This is a genomic window from Halobellus limi (genome assembly GCF_004799685.1).
In the GTDB taxonomy this organism is placed as follows: Archaea; Halobacteriota; Halobacteria; order Halobacteriales; family Haloferacaceae; genus Haloquadratum; species Haloquadratum limi.
In genome coordinates, this window is the sequence record NZ_CP031311.1 from 450,609 (window position 1) to 474,241 (window position 23,633).

30 protein-coding genes, 1 tRNA gene and 1 pseudogene are annotated in these 23,633 nt (G+C 61.2%); 24 read left to right on the top strand and 8 right to left on the bottom strand.

Annotated elements, in window-relative coordinates; all coding sequences use genetic code 11:
• The first annotated feature begins 91 nt into the window (after window positions 1–91).
• The 13 genes from DV707_RS02245 (at window position 92) to DV707_RS02305 (ending at window position 12,461) form a co-directional block, all read left to right on the top strand.
• A complete protein-coding gene (locus DV707_RS02245; protein ID WP_103990811.1) occupies window positions 92–2,281 on the top strand; it encodes an elongation factor EF-2 in 2,190 nt (729 codons plus the stop codon).
• Between the two features lie 155 nt (window positions 2,282–2,436).
• The gene (locus tag DV707_RS02250) at window positions 2,437–3,561 is read left to right on the top strand and encodes a sensor histidine kinase (protein ID WP_103990810.1); all 1,125 of its coding nucleotides are present in this window, start codon (window positions 2,437–2,439) and stop codon (window positions 3,559–3,561) included.
• Between the two features lie 240 nt (window positions 3,562–3,801).
• Entirely contained in the window at window positions 3,802–4,425 is a 624-nt protein-coding gene (locus DV707_RS02255) for an amino acid-binding protein (RefSeq protein WP_394337393.1), read from the top strand.
• The gene (locus tag DV707_RS02260; RefSeq protein WP_103990809.1) at window positions 4,422–5,381 is read left to right on the top strand and encodes a homoserine dehydrogenase; all 960 of its coding nucleotides are present in this window, start codon (window positions 4,422–4,424) and stop codon (window positions 5,379–5,381) included. Before DV707_RS02255 ends, DV707_RS02260 begins: the two co-directional genes overlap by 4 nt.
• A 161-nt stretch (window positions 5,382–5,542) precedes the next feature.
• On the top strand, window positions 5,543–6,808 hold the full coding sequence (gene tuf / locus DV707_RS02265; protein WP_103990808.1) for a translation elongation factor EF-1 subunit alpha: 1,266 nt from the start codon (window positions 5,543–5,545) through the stop codon (window positions 6,806–6,808).
• A complete protein-coding gene (gene rpsJ, locus DV707_RS02270) occupies window positions 6,809–7,117 on the top strand; it encodes a 30S ribosomal protein S10 (protein ID WP_049985148.1) in 309 nt (102 codons plus the stop codon).
• Between the two features lie 185 nt (window positions 7,118–7,302).
• Window positions 7,303–7,374, top strand: a tRNA-Ala gene (locus tag DV707_RS02275).
• Window positions 7,375–7,656: 282 nt separating this feature from the next.
• On the top strand, window positions 7,657–7,923 hold the full coding sequence (locus DV707_RS19365; protein ID WP_455429284.1) for a DUF7563 family protein: 267 nt from the start codon (window positions 7,657–7,659) through the stop codon (window positions 7,921–7,923).
• On the top strand, window positions 7,920–8,444 hold the full coding sequence (locus DV707_RS02285; RefSeq protein WP_103990806.1) for a hypothetical protein: 525 nt from the start codon (window positions 7,920–7,922) through the stop codon (window positions 8,442–8,444). The genes DV707_RS19365 and DV707_RS02285 overlap by 4 nt, the downstream gene beginning before the upstream one ends.
• Complete coding sequence (locus DV707_RS02290; protein ID WP_103990805.1) at window positions 8,441–9,061, top strand: DUF488 domain-containing protein; 621 nt, start codon at window positions 8,441–8,443, stop codon at window positions 9,059–9,061. Before DV707_RS02285 ends, DV707_RS02290 begins: the two co-directional genes overlap by 4 nt.
• Window positions 9,058–10,818: a DUF7845 domain-containing protein gene (locus tag DV707_RS02295; protein WP_103990804.1), complete on the top strand. Its 1,761-nt coding sequence runs from the start codon at window positions 9,058–9,060 to the stop codon at window positions 10,816–10,818. The genes DV707_RS02290 and DV707_RS02295 overlap by 4 nt, the downstream gene beginning before the upstream one ends.
• 803 nt (window positions 10,819–11,621) lie before the next feature.
• On the top strand, window positions 11,622–11,882 hold the full coding sequence (locus DV707_RS02300; RefSeq protein ID WP_103990803.1) for a hypothetical protein: 261 nt from the start codon (window positions 11,622–11,624) through the stop codon (window positions 11,880–11,882).
• Between the two features lie 123 nt (window positions 11,883–12,005).
• Complete coding sequence (locus DV707_RS02305) at window positions 12,006–12,461, top strand: universal stress protein (protein ID WP_103990802.1); 456 nt, start codon at window positions 12,006–12,008, stop codon at window positions 12,459–12,461.
• 363 nt (window positions 12,462–12,824) lie between these two features.
• On the opposite strand, the gene DV707_RS02310 is transcribed toward DV707_RS02305, so the two are convergent.
• The 3 genes from DV707_RS02310 to DV707_RS02320 are packed head-to-tail and all read right to left on the bottom strand — an operon-like array spanning window position 12,825 to window position 14,088.
• A complete protein-coding gene (locus tag DV707_RS02310; protein WP_103990801.1) occupies window positions 12,825–13,430 on the bottom strand; it encodes a site-specific integrase in 606 nt (201 codons plus the stop codon).
• A gap of 48 nt (window positions 13,431–13,478) precedes the next feature.
• Window positions 13,479–13,859: a PIN domain-containing protein gene (locus DV707_RS02315; RefSeq protein ID WP_160113916.1), complete on the bottom strand. Its 381-nt coding sequence runs from the start codon at window positions 13,857–13,859 to the stop codon at window positions 13,479–13,481.
• Entirely contained in the window at window positions 13,849–14,088 is a 240-nt protein-coding gene (locus tag DV707_RS02320) for an antitoxin VapB family protein (RefSeq protein WP_103990800.1), read from the bottom strand. Before DV707_RS02320 ends, DV707_RS02315 begins: the two co-directional genes overlap by 11 nt.
• A gap of 261 nt (window positions 14,089–14,349) precedes the next feature.
• On the opposite strand from DV707_RS02320, the gene DV707_RS02325 reads away from it, so the two are divergent.
• From DV707_RS02325 to DV707_RS02340, 4 genes are all read left to right on the top strand, one after another.
• A complete protein-coding gene (locus DV707_RS02325; RefSeq protein ID WP_136361784.1) occupies window positions 14,350–14,634 on the top strand; it encodes a ribbon-helix-helix domain-containing protein in 285 nt (94 codons plus the stop codon).
• 43 nt (window positions 14,635–14,677) lie between these two features.
• Window positions 14,678–14,902 (top strand): type II toxin-antitoxin system RelE family toxin, encoded by a 225-nt coding sequence (locus tag DV707_RS02330; RefSeq protein ID WP_103990798.1) that lies wholly within the window; start codon window positions 14,678–14,680, stop codon window positions 14,900–14,902.
• Window positions 14,903–15,073: 171 nt separating this feature from the next.
• Window positions 15,074–15,697, top strand: a complete 624-nt coding sequence (locus DV707_RS02335) for a hypothetical protein (RefSeq protein WP_136361785.1) — start codon at window positions 15,074–15,076, stop codon at window positions 15,695–15,697.
• Between the two features lie 55 nt (window positions 15,698–15,752).
• On the top strand, window positions 15,753–16,757 hold the full coding sequence (locus tag DV707_RS02340; RefSeq protein ID WP_103990797.1) for a Cdc6/Cdc18 family protein: 1,005 nt from the start codon (window positions 15,753–15,755) through the stop codon (window positions 16,755–16,757).
• Window positions 16,758–16,784: 27 nt separating this feature from the next.
• Here DV707_RS02340 and DV707_RS02345 read toward each other — a convergent pair whose 3' ends face one another.
• Window positions 16,785–17,687, bottom strand: coding sequence for a hypothetical protein (locus DV707_RS02345; RefSeq protein WP_136361786.1), 903 nt, complete (start codon window positions 17,685–17,687; stop codon window positions 16,785–16,787).
• 216 nt (window positions 17,688–17,903) lie between these two features.
• Between DV707_RS02345 and DV707_RS02350 the strand changes: the two genes are divergently transcribed.
• Window positions 17,904–18,182 (top strand): hypothetical protein, encoded by a 279-nt coding sequence (locus DV707_RS02350; RefSeq protein WP_103990796.1) that lies wholly within the window; start codon window positions 17,904–17,906, stop codon window positions 18,180–18,182.
• A gap of 71 nt (window positions 18,183–18,253) precedes the next feature.
• On the opposite strand, the gene DV707_RS02355 is transcribed toward DV707_RS02350, so the two are convergent.
• The 3 genes from DV707_RS02355 to DV707_RS02365 form a co-directional block, all read right to left on the bottom strand.
• Window positions 18,254–18,472 (bottom strand): hypothetical protein, encoded by a 219-nt coding sequence (locus tag DV707_RS02355; protein WP_136361787.1) that lies wholly within the window; start codon window positions 18,470–18,472, stop codon window positions 18,254–18,256.
• Window positions 18,473–18,477: 5 nt separating this feature from the next.
• A complete protein-coding gene (locus DV707_RS02360; RefSeq protein WP_103990794.1) occupies window positions 18,478–18,876 on the bottom strand; it encodes a hypothetical protein in 399 nt (132 codons plus the stop codon).
• 64 nt (window positions 18,877–18,940) lie between these two features.
• Window positions 18,941–19,195, bottom strand: coding sequence for a MarR family transcriptional regulator (locus DV707_RS02365; RefSeq protein WP_200820873.1), 255 nt, complete (start codon window positions 19,193–19,195; stop codon window positions 18,941–18,943).
• A 417-nt stretch (window positions 19,196–19,612) separates the two neighbouring features.
• On the opposite strand from DV707_RS02365, the gene DV707_RS02370 reads away from it, so the two are divergent.
• A complete protein-coding gene (locus DV707_RS02370; RefSeq protein WP_136361788.1) occupies window positions 19,613–19,918 on the top strand; it encodes a hypothetical protein in 306 nt (101 codons plus the stop codon).
• Between the two features lie 11 nt (window positions 19,919–19,929).
• Here the strand turns inward: DV707_RS02370 and DV707_RS02375 are convergent, their stop codons facing one another.
• Window positions 19,930–20,232, bottom strand: coding sequence for a hypothetical protein (locus DV707_RS02375; protein ID WP_103990791.1), 303 nt, complete (start codon window positions 20,230–20,232; stop codon window positions 19,930–19,932).
• Between the two features lie 101 nt (window positions 20,233–20,333).
• Between DV707_RS02375 and DV707_RS02380 the strand changes: the two genes are divergently transcribed.
• From DV707_RS02380 to DV707_RS02395, 5 genes and pseudogenes are all read left to right on the top strand, one after another.
• Window positions 20,334–20,672 carry a hypothetical protein gene (locus tag DV707_RS02380; RefSeq protein WP_103990790.1) on the top strand — a complete coding sequence of 113 codons (339 nt, stop codon included), beginning with the start codon at window positions 20,334–20,336 and terminating at the stop codon, window positions 20,670–20,672.
• Window positions 20,665–21,423, top strand: a complete 759-nt coding sequence (locus tag DV707_RS02385; RefSeq protein WP_103990789.1) for a DUF6884 domain-containing protein — start codon at window positions 20,665–20,667, stop codon at window positions 21,421–21,423. Before DV707_RS02380 ends, DV707_RS02385 begins: the two co-directional genes overlap by 8 nt.
• Window positions 21,416–21,589 (top strand): hypothetical protein, encoded by a 174-nt coding sequence (locus DV707_RS18405; protein ID WP_160113915.1) that lies wholly within the window; start codon window positions 21,416–21,418, stop codon window positions 21,587–21,589. The genes DV707_RS02385 and DV707_RS18405 overlap by 8 nt, the downstream gene beginning before the upstream one ends.
• Window positions 21,586–22,623, top strand: coding sequence for a tyrosine-type recombinase/integrase (locus DV707_RS02390; RefSeq protein WP_103990788.1), 1,038 nt, complete (start codon window positions 21,586–21,588; stop codon window positions 22,621–22,623). The genes DV707_RS18405 and DV707_RS02390 overlap by 4 nt, the downstream gene beginning before the upstream one ends.
• Window positions 22,624–22,960: 337 nt before the next feature.
• Window positions 22,961–23,277, top strand: a pseudogene (locus tag DV707_RS02395) (RPA12/RPB9/RPC11 RNA polymerase family protein).
• The last annotated feature ends 356 nt before the right edge of the window (window positions 23,278–23,633 follow it).

A 23,633-nucleotide genomic window follows, 5' to 3' on the forward strand; every position in this document is an offset into this window, starting at 1 on the left:
AGCATACCCGCGTATCGACGGTCGTATCCGTCGATTTCGGCATCGGCAAAACACTACCCTTTTGACCCTCCTACCGGTACTGGGTCGTATAATGGGCCGACGAAAGAAGATCGTACAAGAGTGTGAGCAACTGATGGACAAACCGGAGCAGATCCGGAACATCGCCATCGCGGCTCACGTCGACCACGGGAAGACCACACTGACGGACAACCTCCTCGCCGGGGCGGGGATGATCGCCGACGAGGGCGAGGCGACCCGGCTGATGATGGACACCGAGGAGGACGAACAGGAACGCGGGATCACCATCGACGCGGCGAACGTCTCGATGACCCACGAGTACGAGGATCAGAACCACCTGATCAACCTCATCGACACGCCCGGCCACGTCGACTTCGGTGGCGACGTCACGCGGGCGATGCGCGCCGTCGACGGCGCGCTCGTCGTCGTCGACGCCGTCGAGGGCGCGATGCCGCAGACCGAGACGGTCGTCCGGCAGGCGCTGCGCGAGGGCGTCAAGCCCGCGCTGTTCATCAACAAGGTCGACCGACTCATCTCCGAGCTCCAGGAGGGGCCCCAGGAGATGCAGGAGCGGCTGATGGACGTCATCGGCGACGTCAACGAACTCATCCGCGGGATGACAGAAGAGCGCGACGACGTCGACGACTGGACGGTCTCCGTCGAGGACGGCACCGTCGCGTTCGGCTCGGCGCTCTACAAGTGGGGCGTCTCCGCGCCGTCGATGGCCCGGACCGGCATCGGCTTCCCCGAGATCATCGAGATGGAACGCAACGACGAGCGGCTCGAACTGCACGAGCAGTCGCCGCTGTCGGACGTCGTCCTCGACATGGTCGCCGAGCACTTCCCCAACCCGCTCGACGCCCAGCCCCGCCGTATCCCGCGCGTCTGGCGCGGCGACGACGAGTCCGAGCTCGCGGCGCAGATGCGCGAGGTCGACGCCGACGGCGAGGTCGTCTTTATGGTGACGGACATCTCGATGGACCCCCACGCCGGCGAGATCGCCACCGGACGGCTGTTCAGCGGCACGATCAAACAGGGTCAGGAGCTGTACGTCTCGGGCACCGCGGGCAAGAACCGCGTCCAGTCGGTCGGGATCTTCATGGGCGGCGAGCGCGAGGAGCTCGACCGCGGCGTCCCGGCGGGGAACATCGCGGCCGTCACCGGCCTGCGCGACGCCATCGCCGGCTCGACGGTCTCCTCCGTGGAGATGACGCCGTTCGAGTCGATCGAGCACATCTCCGAGCCGGTCATCACGAAGTCCGTCGAGGCGAAGAGTATGGACGACCTGCCGAAGCTCATCGAGACGCTCCAGCAGGTCGCGAAGGAGGACCCGACCATCAGGGTGGAAATCAACGAGGACACGGGCGAGCACCTCATCAGCGGACAGGGCGAGCTCCACCTCGAAGTCATCACCCAGCGCATCCAGAAGAACCAGGGCATCCCGGTCCAGACCGGTGAGCCGATCGTCGTCTTCCGCGAGGCCCCCCAGCAGCAGTCCCGCGAGGTCGAGGGCGTCTCGCCGAACCGGCACAACAAGTTCTACATCACCGTCGAACCCCTCTCCGACGACATCGTCGAGGCGATCAAGCGCGGCGAGGTCTCGATGGACATGCCGGAACTGGAGCGCCGCGAGGCGCTGCAGGAGGCCGGGATGGACAAAGACACCTCCCAGGAGGTCGAGCACATCCACGGGACGAACATCCTCATCGACGACACGAAGGGGATCCAGCACCTCAACGAGACGATGGAACTCGTCATCGAGGGGCTCGAGGAGGCCCTCGACGACGGTCCGCTGGCCAACGAGCCCGTCCAGGGGTCGCTCCTCCGCCTGCACGACGCGAAGCTGCACGAGGACACGATCCACCGCGGCCCGGCGCAGGTCATCCCCGCAGTTCGGGACGCCGTCCACCGCGCGCTCATCGACGCCGACATCAAACTGCTCGAACCCATCCAGAACGTCCGAATCGACGTTCCCTCCGAGCACATGGGCTCGGCGTCCGGCGAGATCCAGGGCCGCCGCGGCCGCGTCGACGACATGTTCCAGGAGGGCGACCTGATGGTCATCGAGGGCATCGCGCCCGTCGAAGAGATGATCGGGTTCTCCTCGGACATTCGCTCTGCGACCGAGGGCCGCGCCTCGTGGAACACCGAGAACGCCGGCTTCCGCGTGCTCTCCGATAACCTCCAGCGCGAGAAGATCATGGAGATCCGCGAGCGCAAGGGAATGAAACTCGAACTGCCGCAGTCCGTCGACCAGTTCTAGGCCGCGTCCGAATCGACTCTCGGCCGCGCGCCTCGACTCGACGGCTGCGACCGTCGGCCCGCCGACGTCGCCGTTCGATCCGCTCTTCGCAGACGATTCTCCGTATCGATACTCGGGCCAGTACTTTCAAGCGACTCTCCGTCCTGCGCGCACCTATGCGCACTCGAATCGTCTCTCTTCTCGATCAGATCGGATTCGGCTCGCCGCCCGAGTCGATCACGCCGACGAACCCCTCCGCCCTCCGCGTCGCCGCCAGCGCCGTCGTCTCTCTGACCGGCCTCGCGCTGCTCGTCCCGAACCTCTTTCCGGTGTTCGACGGCGGGGGCGCGTTCTCGATCGCGCTCGGCCTCGTGGGGGCGCTCGTCTCGCTCGGCCTCGTCGCCGTGGGCGGCCTGCTGTACTACAGCGGCTTCAGCGACCGCAACGCGGTCCGGATCGCCGTCTGGAACGTCCTCGGCGTCGCCGTCCTCGGGAGCGTGATGCTCGCGCACGCGATCGCGCAGAACCGCCTCTCGGGCGGCATCGCGCCCTCGATGTTCACCGTCGGGAACCTGCTGGCCGTCGGCGCGGCCGCGCACGTCATCATCGGCGTCTACGACGCGCGTCGGGTCCGCGCCGAGCAGCTCGCCCGCGAGCGACGGCGGACGGCGGTCCTGAACCGGGTGCTCAGACACAACCTCCGGAACGAGGCGCAGGTGCTCGCGGGTCACGCGGACATCGTCGCCGGCGTTCCCGACGCAGAGCGGATCCGTCAGTCGGCGGCGGTGCTGAAACGCAGCGCCGAGACCGTCGGCAGCCTCGCTGAGGGCGCGAAGACGATCACCCGCGAACGCGACAGGGCGGCCGAGGAGTACGGACCGACCGATCCGGCGGCGGTCTTGGAGGCCGCCGTCGAGCACGCCCGCGATCGGTTCCCCGGGAGGTCGTTCGAGTTCGACGCGCCGGACGACCTCGACGCGACCGTCCGCGCCAGCGACGGGCTCCGGACGGCGCTGGACGAACTGCTGGAGAACGCGGCCGAACACGGCGAACCGCCGATCGAGGCGTCGGTGCGAGTCCTCCCGGACACGGTGGAACTGGCTATCACCGACCACGGCGACGGGATCCCCGACCACGAGCGGGACGTCGTCGCGGGCGAGACCGACATCACCCAGTTGACGCACGGGAGCGGACTGGGGCTGTGGGTCGCGAAGACGGTCGCGGGCACGCACTGGGGGTCGCTGTCGTTCTCGGCGACCGACGACTCGACGACGGTGACGCTGTCGGTGCCGCGGGCCTAGCCCGACGGCGCCGGGATCGACCGCCGGCCTTTCGCCGCCGGCAATGCGTGCCATCGACGAAGGCTTATATCGGTCCGGGAGTTGACGTTGGGGTATGTGTACGGAAATGATCTCGCGGTCCGGACCCCCGCTCGGTGGGGGCCCCGGAGTCGCCGTCTCCCGACGCGTATCGCGCGGTGATCCCGTCGGACGTCTCGCTCCGGCGGACGAGGGCTCGAACTCCAAGGGAGTGACCCACCTGTGACGTCCGCGCTCGGATCCGACGCCGAGTCGGACGCGGAGTCCGACGCCGACGCGGAGCGGGCGTCCCGGTCTCGCGGCGGGATCGACGACGCCGGCGACGCCGAGCGCGACCCCCAGCCCCACACGATCCGCCTCGAACTCGCGGACGAACCGGGGCAGTTGCTCGCCGCGCTGGAACCGATCTCGGAGAACGGCGGGAACCTGCTTTCGATCTTCCACGAGCGCGGCAACGTCACGCCCCGGGGTCGGATCCCCGTGGAGGTCGACGTCGAGGCCACGCCGGACCGCTTCGACGCGATCGTCGACGCGCTCCGCGAGGAGGGCGTCAACGTCGTGCAGGCGGGTGCGGAACACTACGCCGAGGAGGTCGCCGTGCTGCTCGTGGGCCACCTCGTCGACACCGACCTCTCCGATACGCTCCGCCGGATCGAGGCCAATCCGGCGACGTCGATCGCGGACTTCTCGCTGAACGCGCCGGAGGGCCGGAGCGACACGTCGAGCGCGCGTCTCCGGATGGCGACGCGGGCCGGCGAGACGGCGGCGGCGCTGGACCTCGTCCGCGCCATCGCCGACGAGAAGGACCTCCACGTCGTCGAACCGCTCGCGGGGGGTGCGGTATGAGCGACGGAAAGCGCCTCGCCGTCATCGGTGCGGGCGCGGTCGGCAGTTCCGTCGTCGACCTCGCCGCGGAGTACGGCCACTCGGTCGTCGCGTTCGCGGACTCCGCCTCGGCGGTCGTCGACGCCGAGGGGATCGACGCCGGGGCAGCGCTGGACCGGAAGTCGAGCGAGGGAGTCGTCGGCGACGACGACCCGGACGCGGCGCTCGACTCCGAGTACGACGTGCTCGTCGAGGCGACGCCGACGACGCTCGGGGACGCCGAGCCCGGGTTCTCACACCTCGCGTCCGCCCTGGAACGCGACCGCCACGTCGTCCTCGCGAACAAGGGCCCGGTCGCCGAACGGTACGCCGACGTCCGGGAACTGGAGCGCGAGAGCGCCGGCGAGGTCCGGTTCGAGGCGACGGTCGGCGGGGCGATCCCGATCATCTCGACGGTCGAGGACCTCTCTTCCTCTCACGTCACCGCCGCCCGCGGCGTCCTCAACGGCACGGCGAACTTCATCCTCTCGCGGATGGCCGCCGAGGGGATCGACTACGAGCACGTCCTCGCGGAGGCGCAGGATTTGGGCGTCGCGGAGGCCGACCCGACGTTCGACGTCGAGGGGACCGACGCCGCGCTGAAGTGCGTCATCCTCGCGAACGTGCTCTCGGCGGGCGAACGGGAGTTCACGCTCTCGGACGCCGACGTCGAGGGGATCACGAACGTCCCCGGTAGCGCGCTCGAACTCGCCGCGGAGGACGGCCGGACGATCCGGCTCGTCGGCGAGGCGACGCGCGACGGCATCCGCGTCGGGCCGCGCCTGGTCCCACAGAACGCCGCCCTCGCGGTGACGGGGACTCGGAACATCGTGCAACTGGAGACGACGCACGCGGGACAGCTGAACCTCAGCGGACGGGGGGCTGGCGGGCCGGAGACGGCCTCTGCGGTCCTCGGCGACGTCGGCCGGCTCGACTGAGCGGCGGGGGAGGATCCCCCCTTCACCGCCGATATCGCCCGTGGTAGATGCTCCCACAAACCGCGATACGGCGGCGTTTCGGCCGTCTACGTATCGAAATGGTTTTAGGGCTTTCTGGCTAAAGAAGCCGGTACAGAGCGCCTTAGCGCGTGACCCACACTATGAGTGACAAACCGCACCAGAACTTGGCCATCATCGGCCACGTCGACCACGGGAAGAGTACGCTGGTCGGGCGACTCCTGTACGAGACAGGATCCGTCCCCGAGCACGTAATCGAGCAGCACCGAGAGGAAGCCGAAGAGAAGGGCAAAGGCGGCTTCGAGTTCGCCTACGTCATGGACAACCTCGCCGAGGAGCGCGAGCGTGGTGTCACCATCGACATCGCCCACCAGGAGTTCGACACCGACGACTACTACTTCACCATCGTCGACTGTCCGGGCCACCGTGACTTCGTGAAGAACATGATCACGGGCGCCTCGCAGGCCGACAACGCGGTGCTCGTCGTCGCGGCCGACGACGGCGTCGCGCCCCAGACCCGAGAGCACGTGTTCCTCGCCCGCACGCTGGGCATCAACGAGCTCATCATCGGCGTCAACAAGATGGACCTCGTCGACTACAGCGAGGACTCCTACAAGCAGGTCACCGAGGAGGTTCAGCAGCTCCTCAACCAGGTCCAGTTCAACTCCGAGGACGCGACGTTCATCCCGATCTCGGCCTTCGAGGGCGACAACGTCGCCGAAGACTCCGAGAACACGTCGTGGTACGACGGCCCGACCCTGCTCGAAGCGCTCAACGCCCTGCCGGAGCCGCAGCCGCCGACAGACGCGCCGCTGCGCCTGCCGATCCAGGACGTCTACACCATCTCCGGCATCGGGACGGTCCCGGTCGGGCGTATCGAGACCGGGACGATGAGCCCCGGCGACAACGTCTCCTTCCAGCCGTCGGACGTCGGCGGCGAGGTCAAGACCGTCGAGATGCACCACGAGGAAGTGCCGCAGGCCGGCCCCGGTGACAACGTCGGGTTCAACGTCCGCGGCATCGGCAAGGACGACATCCGCCGCGGCGACGTCTGTGGCCCCGCCGACGACCCGCCGTCGGTCGCCGAGACGTTCAAAGCGCAGATCGTCGTGATGCAGCACCCCTCGGTCATCACCGCCGGTTACACGCCGGTCTTCCACGCCCACACGGCGCAGGTCGCCTGTACGATCGAGTCGATCGATCAGAAGCTCGACCCCGCCTCGGGTGAGGTCGCCGAGGAGAACCCCGACTTCATCCAGTCCGGCGACGCCGCGGTCGTCACCGTGCGACCGCAGAAGCCGCTCAGCATCGAGCCGTCGGGCGAGATTCCGGAGCTCGGTTCCTTCGCGGTCCGCGACATGGGGCAGACCATCGCGGCCGGGAAGGTCCTCGAGGTCAACGAGCGATAGATGCAGCAGGCACGCGTCCGTCTCGCCGGCACGAGCCCGGACGACCTCGACGACATCTGCGACGATGTCCGCGAGATCGCGAACAAGACGGGGGTCAACCTCAGCGGACCGATTCCGCTGCCGACGAAGACGCTCGAAGTGCCCGCGCGGAAGTCCCCCGACGGCGAGGGGACGGCCACCTGGGAGCACTGGGAGATGCGCGTCCACAAGCGTCTCATCGACATCGACGCCGACGAACGCGCGCTCCGTCAGCTGATGCGGATTCAGGTGCCGAACGACGTCAGCATCGAGATCGTCCTCGAAGACTGACCGGTCGGACTCACCGACGACACGACGCCCCCTTTCGACCCGACGTCGCGGTCTCGCGACGACACAGGGTGTGGCGCTAAGGCGTCGACGTCACTTCGTGACGTCTCTTCGTTGTGGTGTGATCAGCACGCACGCGGGAGACGAAACAGAAGGTACAAATGACGCGCCGCCTTCGGACGTAATGCGGGCTCGTAGATCAGCGGTAGATCGCTTCCTTCGCAAGGAAGAGGCCCTGGGTTCAAATCCCAGCGAGTCCACTCCCTTCTGGCCTTCTCGCGAAGGCTCGGATACCTCGCTCGTGAGCGCCTCGCTCAGTATTCTTCACTGAGCGACCGGTGTAACAAACCCTCGAAGGATGTGAAGTTCGCCACCTTCGGGCTCGATCCCCGCGCCGTCCCCGAAGGAAACGGCGATATCGGAGGCAATTCTCGGTGCTCTGAGACTCGCGGTCAGCTTATCTGCGAGTTCTGCGGCGGAGTCATCGAGAATCCCAATCAACGCTGTCCTGCTCTCGATGACGGGAGGTGCCGATCCCTATGATGGACCTCTCACGAGGTTCGTCTTCCGGGCCCTCGGAGTGCCTCCACTGCGGTTCTCACGTGAGCCGGAACTTCCGGCGTACCTTCGGCGACGACGAGCAGCGGGCGCACCGCTGCCTCGCGTGCGACAGCCGCCCGCGCGTCCAACAGGGCTCTGCCGCCGGTCGTACTGTTCCCTATCCGGATCCTGAGGATCAACGCGAACGGAACAAGGGCCCCCGCGTTCGTGCCGCTGAACGGGTCGCCAACCGAGGTGAGGACTTTTGAGTCTCACTTCCGATCCCGAGCCCGCGGATCCCAAAGAGATCGGGAGGGACGTTGAGGGTCGTGTCGTCGACGCGCTCGGTCTGATTCGCGCGGCGGACGATCCCAACGCGTTCTACGATGCCGTCACGACCGGCGTCATCGCACCTGAGACCGTCGACTGTGAGGTTCCCGTTCAGTTCGGTGTGCCGCTGATTCAGACGGGCATCGAGATCGAGACGAAGGGAACGCGACGTCGAATCTCCAACGGTGAAGAACGGAGTACGTTCGGACGGTGGGTGTTCAAAGGGCGAGATCACGGACAGCACGCGAAGCTCCTCGACGCGAACGCCTACTACGCGCTCACCGCCTACGACGTCGTCGACAACGCGCGAGTTCTCCTCGCGATCGCGATCATTCCAGCCTCGCTCGTCGACGAACACCTCCGCGATCGGTGGTACTCGATCGATCGAGCAGAAGGGACGATCGCCCGGCTCTCTTGGAAGCACATCTTCGACGACCTCGACGGAGGTGACGGCCGGTGATCCGGTCGACGTACTTTTCGGCACTCGCGAACGGCGACGTCGAGCCCGCCTCGGAGTCGAAGGTGATCGCGGTCGTCCGCCGTGATCCGCCCGAGTGGACGGAGGAATTCGTCGATCGTCACGTGCCGACGCTCGCGCCGCCGGAGGATCTCCTCGACTCCTACAAGACGGTCGAAGAGGCCGCCGAACGAGACAACCACGATGACCCCCGACGCGTCGCGTGGGAGAGCGTCGGCTTCGAGGATCGGTACCACGATCATCTCGATACGGGTCCGGTCCAGCAGGTTCTCGAAGCGGTCGAACAGGAAGCCACCCAGCGCGCCGTGTGGCTCGTCTGCTGGGAAGCGTCCGAACGGTGGTGTCACCGACGACTACTCCGACAGCGGCTTCAGGACGGCCACACCGAGACGTTCTCGACGGACGTCTCACTCCCGCCGAAGGAAAACGAGTACCCAGGTCATCGCATCGACGAGATTGCGTGTCATCCAACCCAGCACGAGTTCGTCGACGGGCCCGCGCCGCACACGAAGGTCTGTGATCGCTGCGGGCTCGGGTCGACGACGATCACCGACTTCCTCGATCAGGATTCGGGAGCTTCAGGAGTTGAGAGCCGATGACTGCGGGGAGGTTCATCGAGCCGCAGTCCCACGAAGCGGATATTCACTTCATCTTCGCCGAGGACGGGCTCGATCCCTACTACGCGCTCAATGCGGTGATTCGGAAAGAGCACGACGATTGGCAAACCGAGGGGAAGCCCAAGACGACGATGGAGTTCAGAGGCGAGACGTGGGCGCTCGTCGCTGACTACGATCAACAGCCAATCGATCCGTGGAGTCACGAGAGCTACCGAATGGAATCCGCCCCGCTGTTTCGGATCTACTTCGCCGCGAAAGACGCATTATACGACGGGAAACCGGCAGATCAGTCGGGGAAGGTTCGGGGCGGAACGATGACGATCCGGCCTCGATGGCCGAATATGACCAAGGACGGTGGGACACCGGTCCGTGGTGTGCCGGATCTTGGAAAGCCGTATATCGACGTTCAGGTGCAGGCGTCGAACATCGAGCATAGTTGCTATCCAGAACTCGTCAGAACAGCGATGGCTGCGTTCGACGTCTCCCACCGGTACTTCGAGAACCCGCACGAGATGAGCAATATCAACGACTTGGCTCGGTACGTCCGCGTGCGCCGCTCGAAGTCGAGTCCGCTGTACGCCGCGGACGGACCGATCGCCCGGACGCACGCGGTTCTGGAAGCTGGCCAGGAAGGGTACCGAAAACATGTCGAGGACCACACGAAGGTTCCTGGCTATCACGTTAGCACGATCGTCGATGACAAGCGAGCCCGCGATATCATCCCGGGTCAGCAGCTCGGAAAGGAAATCAAACACTACTACCCGAGAGATCCCTCCTACTACGAGCCCGGAGACGCGCTATACCACCCGAAGCTCGAAGTCGCCTATCAAACCGCACGGACTGATGAGACGCTTCGATGGAGCGATCTCGACGAGGCGGTTCGCGAACTCGACGAGGCGATCTACAACTACCTCGACTGGGCGGATCTGCCGGTCCGAGCCGACGAGGAGACGTTCAGATCCGACGAGTATTTCGATGCGTCGGCGGAGTCGCACCGGTCGGTAAAACTCGTCGACTGCCCGCTCCCCGACGTCGAGGACGAACAGGAGCACGTCGTAATGCGACTGTGGGGGAACACGCTCGAATCCGATCGCGATCTCATCGACTCGCTCGTCACCGACGGTGGGAAGCCGACTCGCGAGGAATTGGCGAATCGAACCGGTTACTCCTATCGAACGGTCCGCCGGTTCGTGAACCGCTGCGAGGACGTCGTGCGCGACGCCTACGATGGACTGAGCATCGACTCGAAGCACAAGGAGCAACTGCTGATCGACCGCGTTCGGACGGCGGAATCGCAGTTCCGCGAGAGCGTCGAGCACGCGGTACTGAACGCGGCCGACGTCGTCGAGAACCGAGGCCGCTCGAAGTGGTCGGAGGTCAAACAGCGGTACAACGTGAGCCTCTCGGATGGAAAGACGAAACAGGTTCTCGACGTCGGATACCGTCCCGAGGACCGCGAGGATCTGGCTGACGTGATTCGATCGATTCGGCTCGCCGCTCGCGAACGCTTTCGATCGATCCGGCGGTTCGCCCTGGAGGTGACGACGATCGACGGGGAACACCGCCGAATCCCGAACCTCGAATCGTGGAGACCGGGCGCGGCGAAGACGACACGAGAAATCAGTAAGCCGGACTGGGTCGACGACGCCGAGCAGCTCGCGGACGAGCGTTACGGTCGGGCGCTCGACGACCTCGCAGACGCGCGACGTCGGAAGGTGATCGACGAAGTCACCGAGTAGCGCGGTCGGTCGTGAGAGGCATCACTATCCTGAACCCTCGAATTCGGGGCTCGCGCGACAAATCCTCGGTTTTATCGCTCATTTTCGTGTCATTTTCGCGGTGATTTCCTCGACTCGGAGATCTCGACGTCGAGGGCGACCGGCCGGGGGGAGGCCGATCGTCCCTTAGCAGGTGTGGCTAAGGCCACGGACCCAAAAGACACCGCACACCCTCGGACGAGTCAGCGCCGCGCGCCCCTGGAGGGCGCGCAAAAAATCGGGCCCCTACGTGCGTGAGAGCGGATCCGCGCTTCCCCACGCGGCTGTGGCCTCGACCGCTCGCACGGACGGGCAGTATCCGCGGAAGCGCGCTCGACCCCCCGCGCGTCCTGGTGCGCGACGCCGTACGCGGACCCCCGCTCGTCTGCCTGGCTCTACTCAGCGTCGAGGCAATGACACATACATAATAATACAATCATATCGTATTATGTATATTTCGTCGACGTCGCTATTCGGGGGGTAGGGGGGTGGTCGCCGTGGATGTTAATCCCGCGCGCGTGTGCGAAGCGATCGATCGCGGCGCTCGCGATCGGTCTATCAGCGGCCGGAGGCGTAGATCCCGATCTCCGATCCGGGCTCGGTCGCTTTTTTTGATATTCGCTCGTAAAACCGATTTTCGTGTTGCACCTACTCCCCCCATTCGCCGTGATCGAGCCGAACACCGTCGCCGGTAAATCAAAAGAAGATTCGGCTAACCGGGATGTTTCCTCGTGAGATGCTGTTCGGGAGATAGTTTTATCATAGGTGGTTGTCACGCGACGGCTATGCAGAAACTCAGAAAAGACAGCGGTTCCGGCGTCGTCACGATCCCGAAGCAGTATCTCTCGCTCGACGACGTCATTGAGGACGGCGAGTTCGGCGAAGAGGTGGCTGTTTCCGTCGAACGCCTCGATCGTCGATGCTACGTGGTTCGGATTCCCGACGACGGTGGACTTCCCGATCTCACGGAGACGGAGTTCGTCGAGCGGCTCGTCGGCCAACGGCTACTCAATTCTGACTTGTCTCGATCCAGTCTCGCGGACTGATTTTCAAACTGGATTGAAATTCTCAATCCGGTCAGTACAGGGGAATCACGTAACGGCCAATAGGGCAATAAGAATGAGGTGATTTGGCGGAGGATCTATATTTTGAGGCATCGAAAATAGAGTATGTCCAACAGCTTATTTCAGACCACGGTCGTTCCAATTGGTGATCCCGACGATGCCGCAGACACTGCACAAATTATCGGGAAATTCATTCCGAAAGGTGGTAAGATCCTCGTCGCTCACGTCGTTGAAAAAGGTGGGGGCGCTCCTGATAAAGCGAGCCTTGAGCAACGTGAACAGTTCGCTGAAGACGCATACAATACCTTCGTTGAGACGTTGCCAGATGGAGACTACTCCATTGAATTTCTCCCACTGTACGGACGGGATGTGGCCGAGACGATTATTCAAGGGGCTGAAGAAGTCGATGCGACTGCCATCGCATTCGTACCCCGAGGTGGAAGTCGGTGGATCAAGTTCCTCACTGGTGATGTAGCACTTAATCTGGTTGAAAACAGTTCTATCCCCGTTATTTCATTACCCCACAAAGACGCACAGTTGGAGACGAGTCAACATTCGTGAATATTTTTAATTATCTTGGATTTTGTCCCAAGCTTCCGCACACTCTTGGCAAAGATAGCCTGTGAAATCGTCTACCTCATATTCGGATACTGTCGTATCCTTCTCACATCGTTCACACCTCATTGTTTTATGACTCTTGAGCGGGCGGAGAATTAATTCTTGATGAAACAACGAGCCATAATTTCGTCTGATATTCCGTCGATTCTCGGGGCGCTGTGAATCCGGCACAAGTGCTTATTTACACGGCCTCTCTTGTTCATTCGAGAACCAGATTCAGCCACGGCTATAGACGTCCAACACGCAGTCTTTATCAATTGACTCTTTCACCTCAAGTAGTCTGGAAAAAATCTTCTATAGAGTAATTCAAACGAGCCCCGCTTCTTCGAAGGCGTCGTTGACGACGTCGGGCGTCGGGGCGTTTAGATACGGCTCGATCGCCTGAAACGAGTCCCAGCCGCCGACTTGCATCACCACGCGTGGATTCACCTGCTCGTCGACGAGGAGACGCTGGGCGAAACGTCGGCGGAGGTCGTGGCTGCTCACGTACTGGAAGTCCTCGTCGACCGTCTGCTCGGCCGCCCGTTCGGCCGTGCGCTTGACCACGTTTCTGATCCCGCGCTCGGAGAGCGGCACCAGCGGCTCCTCGCGGCCGATGTCCTCGGCGGTCTGATATCGATGGACGTCGCCCTCGACGTCCTTCGGGAGGTACGCATCTCGCGGCTTCCCGCCGCTCCCGGTGGTATCCTTCCCCTCGGGAACTCGGAGGCGGTAGTGCTCTCCGTCGTCGGTGCGCTTGACGTGCTTCGGACAGATCTGCGGGATCTCGAAAGCGCGGAGTCCGACGTAGCCGCCGAGTTGGATCACGAGATCGTCTCGGTGCGTCGCCGCTGCTCGGCGGAGATCTTCCAGCTCGTCGTCGGTCATCCACACGTGGTACTGATCAGGCTTCGAGGTAGCTTCTAATCTCATCTCGTCTGGCTGGAGAAGGATAGCAAATAAGCCTACGGGAGCGGCCGGTCAGTAGGTTTCGACGTCGACGCCCAACGTCTCGAAATCGTCGACGTTCCGCGTCAAAACAGCCTCGTCTTCGCGTTCCGCAGCAGCCGCGATCGCTGCATCACCCTTCCCAACGACGTTACCGGATTCCCCCAGCATCCGTCCGGCACGGCGCGAAAGATCGACGTCCATCGGAATGAACGGAAGCGCCTCGATTATTCGTCGAATCTGACGCTCTTCCTCCTCGTCGGCGACACCCGTTCCGATCCCGATATATAACTCCGTGACGGTCATCGCGGGGAGCTTCATCACCACACCGCTCTCTTCCAAGGATTCGGCTTTCTGTTCCGCACCTTCATCGCCGGCGAGGAGATCGAGGACGAACGCCGTATCAAGTATCACGGAATCGCTCCCGCAGCTCGCGAACCTCCTCGACGTCGCGCTCGTCGGCCTCGTCGATCGCGTCTCGCATCGTGTCGACGTCTTCGGTATCGAGGAGTCCGGCGAGGTCGGTGATCGACGGTCGATGAGTGAGGCGGTCGACGGCCTCCGAGAACGTTTCGTCCTCGCGCTTGTGCGCCTCGATATAGGCGTACGTATCCTCGTCGAGGCGGACCGATTTCGTTCCCATAGCTGTAGAAACAACCGTGTCGGGCTTGAATCTGATGCTGGACTGCACTCTGTTGGGTCTCTGGGTGATCTCACACTGCCCTCCCGCTGCTACGTCGGTTCCGAGTTCTCTGGAGAAGGTTGCAAGATGGAGCTACGGGAGCGACGTGATCGGTGCGGAATCAGGGTCGGATTCGGCTGTTCGTTTCCGACTTGAATAACAAATCGGTAGGTGCCCTGAACAGTGGGAAAGCTAATCTGTGAGACAGACGTCTCACAGCATATGAGCACCGACACCGACGGGCCTGAGAACGGGCGAATGGTGAAGATCGACGCCCGTGTTCCGGCCTCGGTACTGGAGGAGATCGACGAGGAGTACGAGCGCCGTGGGTACGCCTCGCGTTCGGAGGCGATCCGTGACGCCCTTCGCGATTGGCTGAACCCGTCGGTGACGCTGTCGGAGGAAACGATCGACGCCCTGGAGACGAGCCGCGAGCAGCGCGAGCGTGGCGAGACTCGATCCCTCGACGACGTCGCGGAGAAGTACGACGTCGACCTCGACGAGTAGTCACGAATGCGGAGGTCGAGATTACGCCGCAAGCAGACGAGCAGTGGCACAACTCGAAGACGAAGCCCGCGAGCGGATTCTGAAGAAGCTCGCCGAGGCGCGAGAGTGGACCGATCACCGCCTCGATCCGCTCAGTGGATGGCCCTACTACAAGCTCCGCGCCGGTGACTATCGGGCGATCATCACGTGGCATCGCGAGGCCGACGTCCTCGTCGTCGAGGCGGTCGGGCATCGGCGAAACGTGTACGATCGGCACCTCCCGCCGTAGGGAAGCGTACGAAATTCCAGACAGGTCGGAGATCTGCTTTACCTCTTAAATCTCAAGTGACAGCTACCGATTCGTCCGATTCTCTGGCGAATTGTAGTTATCGAGAATAAGTAGCCGAGTGCCTAATTCACTTTTTTGTTGAAGCCCCGTAGAAGTCAAATTCACAAAATAATGCCAGACGACCAATCGCCATTCAGAGAGCTTCTTGAAGGGGTTATTCCTATTAACAAAATTTCAGACACCGTTGATCTCCTAAGATCACCTAGATGGCGTGATTTCTTCATTATGATCTATGGGGTAGGGCTTGTTTTCAGTATATGTAGTGTGGCTGTCTTGATATTAATAGCACTATTTGCTCAAGTCTCGACTTCCAACGGTGCCCTGGGTTCACTAAAAACGTTTTTTCTAAACGCAGGAATTCCAATTCTCGCAATTTGGTTTTTAGCTAACTATATTGCCAGAGCAGTCAACGCCACCATCGAGCCAAGACTACCCTTCGAAGACGAAGCCGAAGAACTAGCGAGCCACTTCGACAAATATCAAGGAAGGCCCGCTTTTGAGACACTCGTCACAATAATTCACACTCTGACTTTTTTCCTGTCTCTCAAGATCCTAATTCTGTACCGGAACAATTTGATAGTCCCGTACCCAGATGTCACCGACATATCTACGCTCGCTGTGTCGATCGTGATTTTCTCGTTTGACCTCGGATATATTGGCCTGTTTTTGTGTATAATTTATCAATCAATGGAATTTCTCTTACGCTTGTATGAAGTACTGATCGATGATATCTGATCACTTCCACTCCGGACGGCTCGCCTACAAGTAATCGAACCGAGTACGCCGAGCCGTGATCCGAAACGCCCGCGTTCTCAAGGAAGAGTGGGTTCCGGAGGAACTTCACTACAGAGAAGGTCAGCTCCAGAACTTATCAGCACACCTCAATCCCGTCGCTCGCGATCTCGTTTCGTCGACGGTGATGATCACCGGCCCGTCCGGAACGGGGAAAACGACGATCGCGAAGTACATCGTTCGCCAGCTGGAGCAGGAAGTCCTCGGGATCCGCTGGGGGTACGTGAACGCGATCTCCGAAACCTCGATGTCCTCGATCGTCTACTCACTTCTCCGCGACGCCGGCCGTGCGAACGATCTCCGAGCGAAGGGAACGCCGAGAGGGGTGTTGTTCGATCGCCTTCGCGACCTCGATGATCACTTCATCGCGATCGTCGACGAGATCGACGTCCTCGACGACGAGAAAACCATTCAGGCGCTCTGGGAAATCCCGAACGTCACGCTCGTACTGATCTGCGTCGACGAGGACGACTTCTTCGCCGATCTAGATTCCACCGTCGCCTCGCGGATCCGTGGCGCGGCGAAGGTGTCACTGGAGCGGTATCACCACGAGGAACTCGTCGACATTCTCTGGAGTCGGATCGACACGGGCCTAGCGTCGGGCGTCGTCGACGAGGAGACCGTCGAGTACATCGCCGACGTCGCTGCGGGGGACGCTCGCCACGCGATCACGCTGCTCCGCCGTGCGATCCGTGAGGCCGTCGAGAAGGGAGACGAGCGGCTGACTGTTCAGCACGTCGTGCCGGTTCGGGAAGACGCACGTGAGGAGATCCACGAGCGCCACGTGGATACTCTTGGGACGCACCAACGGCACCTCTACGAGATCATCAAGGACGCTGGGGAGATCGACGCGTCGACGTTGCACGCTCGGTATGAGGATCGGGTTCAGGATCCGAGGGTGAGGAGCACGCGACGGAAGTATTTGCAATCGCTGGAACACTACAATCTGATCGAGTCGTCGGGGTTGGGGCGTGGAACGAAGTATAGTTTCAGGCCTCCATAATACCTGTCTCGTGCGATAGCCCGGAACTCATCCATAATTTTCTAACCAATCGTGTGGAACATCGCACTTGGGACATCGTTTCCAACCTTCCTCGTATGGGTAAAATTCGTAGCCGCAATTGTCACAGGAAATCTCAACCAATACTCTTGTAGTTCCTACCTCCACCTCTGATTTATCTCGATCGGACCAACCTATGGGAAGTACGTTTGAGATATATTGATTCGTGTAGTCTTCATAAACGCGCTTAAGCTCTCTACCATACAAAGCCGAGAGAACTTCGCCACCACACCTGGAGGCCTTCTCGATATCAGGGAAATCAGACTTTGGCCTTGTCGCTAATGATCGCCAATCGTGAGCAAACCGATTCCGTACTTTGGCCAGTGTTCGAAGTTTGTCTCTCTCAATCTTGCTAATTAACTCCTCTCCCCGGTATGCAGATTCTAAACAGAGTTCCCACGAAAGGAAATTCCCATTACTGTCTTTCCACTGGCCAATCTTCATTTTGATGAACGTTTCTATAAACGCAGATTGTCTAAGAATTGCAGTATCGTATTTCCCTTCTTCTAAGAGTTCATTTTGCATTGTGCGTTCATACCTAAGCATAGGAATGAATGGACCGTCAACTAGATTCGACTCTTGACTCAGAAATTCAAATATGTCATATTCAATTTGGTATACTATTCTTATGAACGGGCGTTGATCGGTTGAAAGTGGGTATTTTAATACCTTTATCCGATCTTCTAGAGTCTGATTTTCACCGAGCAGCCCGCCACGTAGCATCCGTTCATTCGCTTCTCTCTTTTCTTCTGACGATGGTCTGCGGAAACCTATAGCAATCTCAAAGTACTCTTCGCATAGTCTAACGAGATCGTCCGAATGGCCTTGCACTGATATTCGTCGATCTTTTGGAAGAAAAGGCGGATCTTGCATATTCACTACTATCTCTAATTGACATTAAAACACACTCTCGATCACCTCATTTCCGATATTCCGATAATCGCATCACAGCTCCATTTCCGATATTTCCGATATTTTGCCGTCTGCGGACCCCTAGTGTACCTAAGAACGCCGAAATCGCCATTTCCGTTCCGTTTCCGATATGACGCCCGGTTTCACTTTTTACATACCCATTGACGCACCGCGTGGATGCAACGAATACCACCAAATCCACGGAACGCGGACCACGTCACGAGGATCGAACCCAACGTCATCGACGAGGCTGACGTCGGAACGATCACACTGTCCGTCTTCGACAATCGGGACAGCCGTGTCGTCGTCGACGGCGGAAGCGACACGTGGGAGTTCGTGATCAACGAGGAGATCGCGTACTCTCGCTGGGACCATCACGAGCTGCCTGATTGGATCGAGCCGGTCCTCTCGCAGATCGGGATTCGAGCCTTGCGCGCCGAAGAGGAGGGCGTGTGATGCGGCTACGGCTCAGGGTGATCGTCCTCGTCGACGTCGCCCGCGAGGAACTCACGACCGAGATTGATCGGTCATTTCAACATTCGACGGCCTGCGAGAGTCTCCATAAGACCGATAACGATCAGGAAGGCCACGGTCGCAGTCAGGAGCATAATCATCATCTCGCTCAGGAACGGTATCCTGAGTCGTTCGACAAAGTCCAGTCGGGGGACGAAGTAGAACGTGAGTGCCGCGAGAGCGATCTCTATGGGGAGCAACCACGAGTCGAGTATCTCCCGGAATTGTCCCACCGACATTATTCGATCCCTAGTGGAACATCATCGTCGTCGCTATTAGAATCTTCTTCCGGCCTGCCTTGGACGTACACAATCCGAAGCAAAAGAAAAAGACCAACGCCGAGAGCCCAAGCCGCCAGTGTGAGCGTGTTCAGCCGTGGTGAGAGCCACTCAACACTCACCCGGTCGGTCAGTTCGCTGAGTGTATTCACTGCGGCTACTAACAACAGGACGCTGGAGCCCGAGACCAAAATAAACCCAACTCGCGCGTATCCGGTTAACGGCTCGTCGTCATTCTCGAACAGTCGGCGGACGATCAGTTGGAGCAGGATCGCGACCGCAGGGAGCAAGAGCGCAATCAACTCGACGAGGCGTAACCCTATCGAGAGACCCGTCGTAGTTGAGGCCGTCGTCGCCATCGTTGTCTACGAAAGCTATGGGCATCCATATAAAACGTCAGATGCCAACCTAGAAATTCGCTTGTTACGGCTCGGGGAGATCATCCTCGCCGACGTCGCCCGCGAGGAAGTCTCGACCGAGATCGGTCAGCTCGTAGATCCCGTCATCGCTTTCCAGAAGTCCGGCTTCGGTCAGCACTCGAAGCCGTTTATAGACGTACTGCCGGTCGTACTCAATGTTCTCAGCGAGCATCTTGGGCGAGATCAATATATCGTGGTCCTCCAGAAAGAGAAAAATCTCGTAATCAACGGGCGAGAACCACGATATTCGCTCTACCATCTCTTCGATTTTATCTCTCGACATAGTGCAAAAATCACCATCATCGTTGTTAGTTCTAACTACGTTCATATTCTCAATAAGAATACGTTCGTAGTCAAGATTTATATAACCGCAGTTGTATCGTGGATAGTGACGGCGCTCACCGGATACTCTGGGTCTGGAAAATCTCCGGACCACTGCCCTAAGCAGCGGTCCGGTGAGTGGTCGTCAGATCCTATGACAACCGACTCTAGCAATGTCGGGGCAGCGGATAAAACCCCCGACACGGCGGACGCATCGACGACGAACGACACGTGCGGAATCTGCGGGCGCGAGGTCACGGGGATCTCCGCGCGCGCTCCCGGTCGGCGCACGCTCGAACCGTGCGGTCACGCTGTCTCGTTCCTGAGCGCGGGCCAACTGCGAGCGCGTGAACGAATGAGCGAAAGTGGGCGAATGCTCACCGACGGCGGCGAGCAGACCCTGCAGGGCTACGATATGGCCGAGCACGTCGACGTGGAGGCCGCCGTCAAGGCGATCGAGGAGTCCGACGACGTTCGGGACGTGTACCTCGACGTCGTCGCTGGGTTGACGCAGTCGATGAAGGTGATCGTCGGCGGCGACAACCCGAGCACGATGGCGTTTTACGACGCGCTCCGGGAGCACGGGCTCACGATTCGGTGGGCAGCTGTTCGACCCGACGGATCACTTCGCGTGGCCCTCGATGCGGGGAAAGGCGAATGATCCGTTCGACGTTACCGGTTGTCGACGAAGCAGTCTGTGTCGAGGGCGTCGATCTCGGCGTACATCTTCGATTCGACCTCGGCGATCTGCTCGTCGTCTCCGCTCATCGGGACATCCGCGAACGACTCCGCGAGGTGGTCGAGCGTGGCGTAACAATCGAAGCAGACGACCGCGGCCGGCCCGTGCGGGAAGTAATCGAAGTCCCGGTTCTCACGGAGGTACTGCCCGAGCCTGTTGGGGAACGAGAAGTACTCCGGGTGCTCGCCGAGCGACTCCCCGCAGCGGGCGCAGTGATCGGGTTCGGATTCGGACATTGTGACAATTCAGGTATGAGATACGACGAGCAAGAGCTTTCGGGTGAATCGGAGAACCGGCTACGAACTGACGGGTACGGCGACGAGGACGGTGGTCGGCGATGAGCAGCACCGAGACGTTCACCCGCCTCGACGTCGACGAGCGCCGCGATCTCCTCGAACGCGTCGAGGCGATCGAGCCCGGCGCGCGGGTGCGGATCTCCTACGATTCCGCTCGAAGCTCGAACGATCAGACGGTGGAGGCTCGCGTCGTCGACCAGGACGACGTCGCGCTGTACGGTCGCACGAGTGATCTGAAAGGAAGCGTCTACGTCGACGTCTGGAACCTCGACGCGAAGTACCACGCGGGCATCGTCGTGAAGACGACCGGCGGACGGCTGTCGAACCGAGAGCCGAGTCTGGGCGAACTCCTCGACGTCGAGGTGATCGACGATGAGTGACTCGAAGACGCTCGTACTCGTCGGCTGCGGCGCGGCGAAGCGAGACGAGCCCGCCCCGGCGAAGGATCTCTACACGTCGACGTACTTCGCGAAGAAACGCGAGTACGCCGAGACGGTCGGCGACGCGTGGCTGATCCTCTCGGCGGAGCACGGGCTCATCGCCCCCGAACGGGTGATCGATCCGTACGAGACGAGTATCGACGATCTCGACGACGATGCGCTCGACGTGCTCGCGCACGACGTCGGATTGTCGCTGATCGATTGGACCACGAACGAGATCGCGAAGGGCTTCGACGTCGAGGAGATCGTCGTGCTCGCGGGTCGGAGGTACGTCGATCCGCTTCGGGAACGCGACGCGTTCTCGGCGGGGATCTCTCCGGCGGTCACGTTCCCCCTCCAGACGAACGATCTCGGTGGGATCGGCGAGCAAATGCGTTGGCTCGCCGAGCGCGTCGAGGCCGTGAGCGCGGAGCAGCCGAGTCTCGTCACTGACGGCGGAGAGTATCCACACCCGCTTGAGGACGTCGACGGCCTCGAAGAGATCGAAGTCGAGTGCGCCGTCGCGATCGAGACGCCCGACGAGCCGGCATACTGCGGCGGGTGGAGCGACACGGTCGAACTCGCCGCGCCCGCCCAGTTCGATCCTGATACCGCGCGGATCACGCTTCCGGGCTTCAGTTGGGAGTGTCCCGAGTGCGGCCAACCACACGAGTTCGAGGTCGAGGGAATCCGGGTGAGTAATCTTGTCTGAGCGATCCGGAGACGTCGTCTATCACGTCGTCTGCCACGGGTGCGACTACGAGGACGTCGTCGAGGACGATCGCGGGCTCGCGGTGACGAGCGAGATTCTCCACCGGAAGCAGACGGGTCACACTGTCGAGTACGCGGAGATCGGCCCGGGTGGTCTCACACGATGAAGGACGAGGAGAACCACGAGCGCCGTCGTGACCACTTGAAGCCGATGACGCCCGAGGAGGGCGTTGAGCGCTGGCTGGAACAGCGAGAGCCGAGCGTCGCGAAGTCGACCTTTCAGAACAACCAGACCACGATCGAGCAGTTTCTCTCGTGGTGTCGGGACGAGGGAATCGAGAATCTGAACGAACTCACCGGCCGCCGCATCGCCGACTACGTGCATCACCGACGCCAGGACGTGAAGCCGATCAGTCTCCAGAAGGAGCTGTCCGCGGTTCGGCTCGCACTCGCGTATTGGGCGGATATCGACGCCGTCGAACCAGGCCTTCGGGAACGCGTTCACGCGCCGGAGGTCGCTGACGGTGCCAAAGCGCGAGACGTGAAGGTCGATACGGAGGTCGCCGAGGAGATCTTGGGGTTCTTGGAGCGGTATCGGCGCGCTACCCGGGAGCACGTGGTGTTAGCCCTCTGGTGGCAGACGGGGATCCGACTCGGTGCGATTCGGGGTTTCGATCTGAGGGACCGTCGACCGGATGATCAGGCGCTCGCGATCAAACACCGACCCGAGGAGGATACGCCGCTGAAGAACGGCCGTGAGGGCGAGCGCTGGGTTTGGCTCGGTGAGGGCCTCTATGACCTCGTTCAGGAGTACATCGATATCCATCGGATCGATGTACGCGACGAGTATGGCCGTCAGCCGCTGTTCACGACTCGACAGGGGCGGGTGAGCGATTCGACGCTCCGGGACCTCTCGTACCGTTGGACCCAGCCGTGTCGGTGGGACGAGTGTCCGCACGGTCGGGAGCAGGAGTCGTGTGAGGCCTACGGGACGCCGAACACACCGAGTAAGTGTCCATCGACACGATCGCCGCACGGGTGGCGTCGCGGCTCGATCACCGATCACTTGGCTCGCGGTGTTTCGCCCGAGGTCGTTTCTGAGCGGATGAATGTCTCGCTCGAAGTGTTGTATCGACACTACGACGCTCGACAGCCGGACGAGAAGATGGCTGTTCGCCGTGAGCACCTTCAGGAAAAATAAACCGATGAGAGAAGTCATCAACGCGAAGCACGATTTAGATAGTCGCGCAGTTTTCCGATCAACACTCTCCCAGCGAGTCCACTCCCTTCCCGCCTTCTCGCGAAGGTCTCACTTCTTCGCTGGAGAGCCCTTCGCTCGACAATCTTCGCGGAGCGCAGACGTCCGTCGACGAGCGATCGTCGCTCTCGAGACCCTCCATCGCAGGCTGCTTATACTGTCGGCTATCCCGTTCAGAGCGCGTCATAGAAACTTCTCCCGTCTGTCTATCCTCAAGCGTGCGACCACGACAGGTCGGAAGTTAACACATATATCCGACAACTGCGTATTCCAGTTTTATATGCGATTCTGTGACGAGTGTGGTTCGATGATGCACACGGAGGGCGACACGTGGGTGTGTCGCTCCTGTGAGAACGAGGAGCCGCGGGACTCGCAAGCAGAAGCGGCGATGGCGACCCAGGATGTACAGCGGGACGGGGGGCACCCGCCGTGGCCGACGCGACCCAGGGCTCCACCGAGACGATGCAGGAGCCTTGTCCGGACGAGGACTGCGACGGCGACCGAGCCTACTACGAGATGATGCCGAAGCCGGGCGGCTCCTACGAGGTTCGGCTGTTCACCTGTGTCGAGTGCGGCTACAAGTGGCGCGAGTCCTGACAGCGCATCTCGCGAACCCCGCCGCTTACATATTACAGAGACCCCCACGTCAGGCTCTCAGCTCCCGGATGATCTCGGTCTAGTCCCACACATCGATTCCAAACCGACTCCCACGACGTTCTTGAGGTTATCAACACCCTCTGTCACGAGAGCCTTCGTTGGGATGTTCCTTCTCCCGATTATCGGTACGGTAATCGTTGGAATACTCTCTCCCGAAACGGAACCGAAGACGGGGCGGTGATCGGACTCCTCGGTCACCCAAAACGCTCGATTCGACTTCTGTGTCTCGCACCGGCTTCTGTAACCTACATATCCCAACATTTTCTACCGGTTGCACCACGGAAACTCGGCTGTGA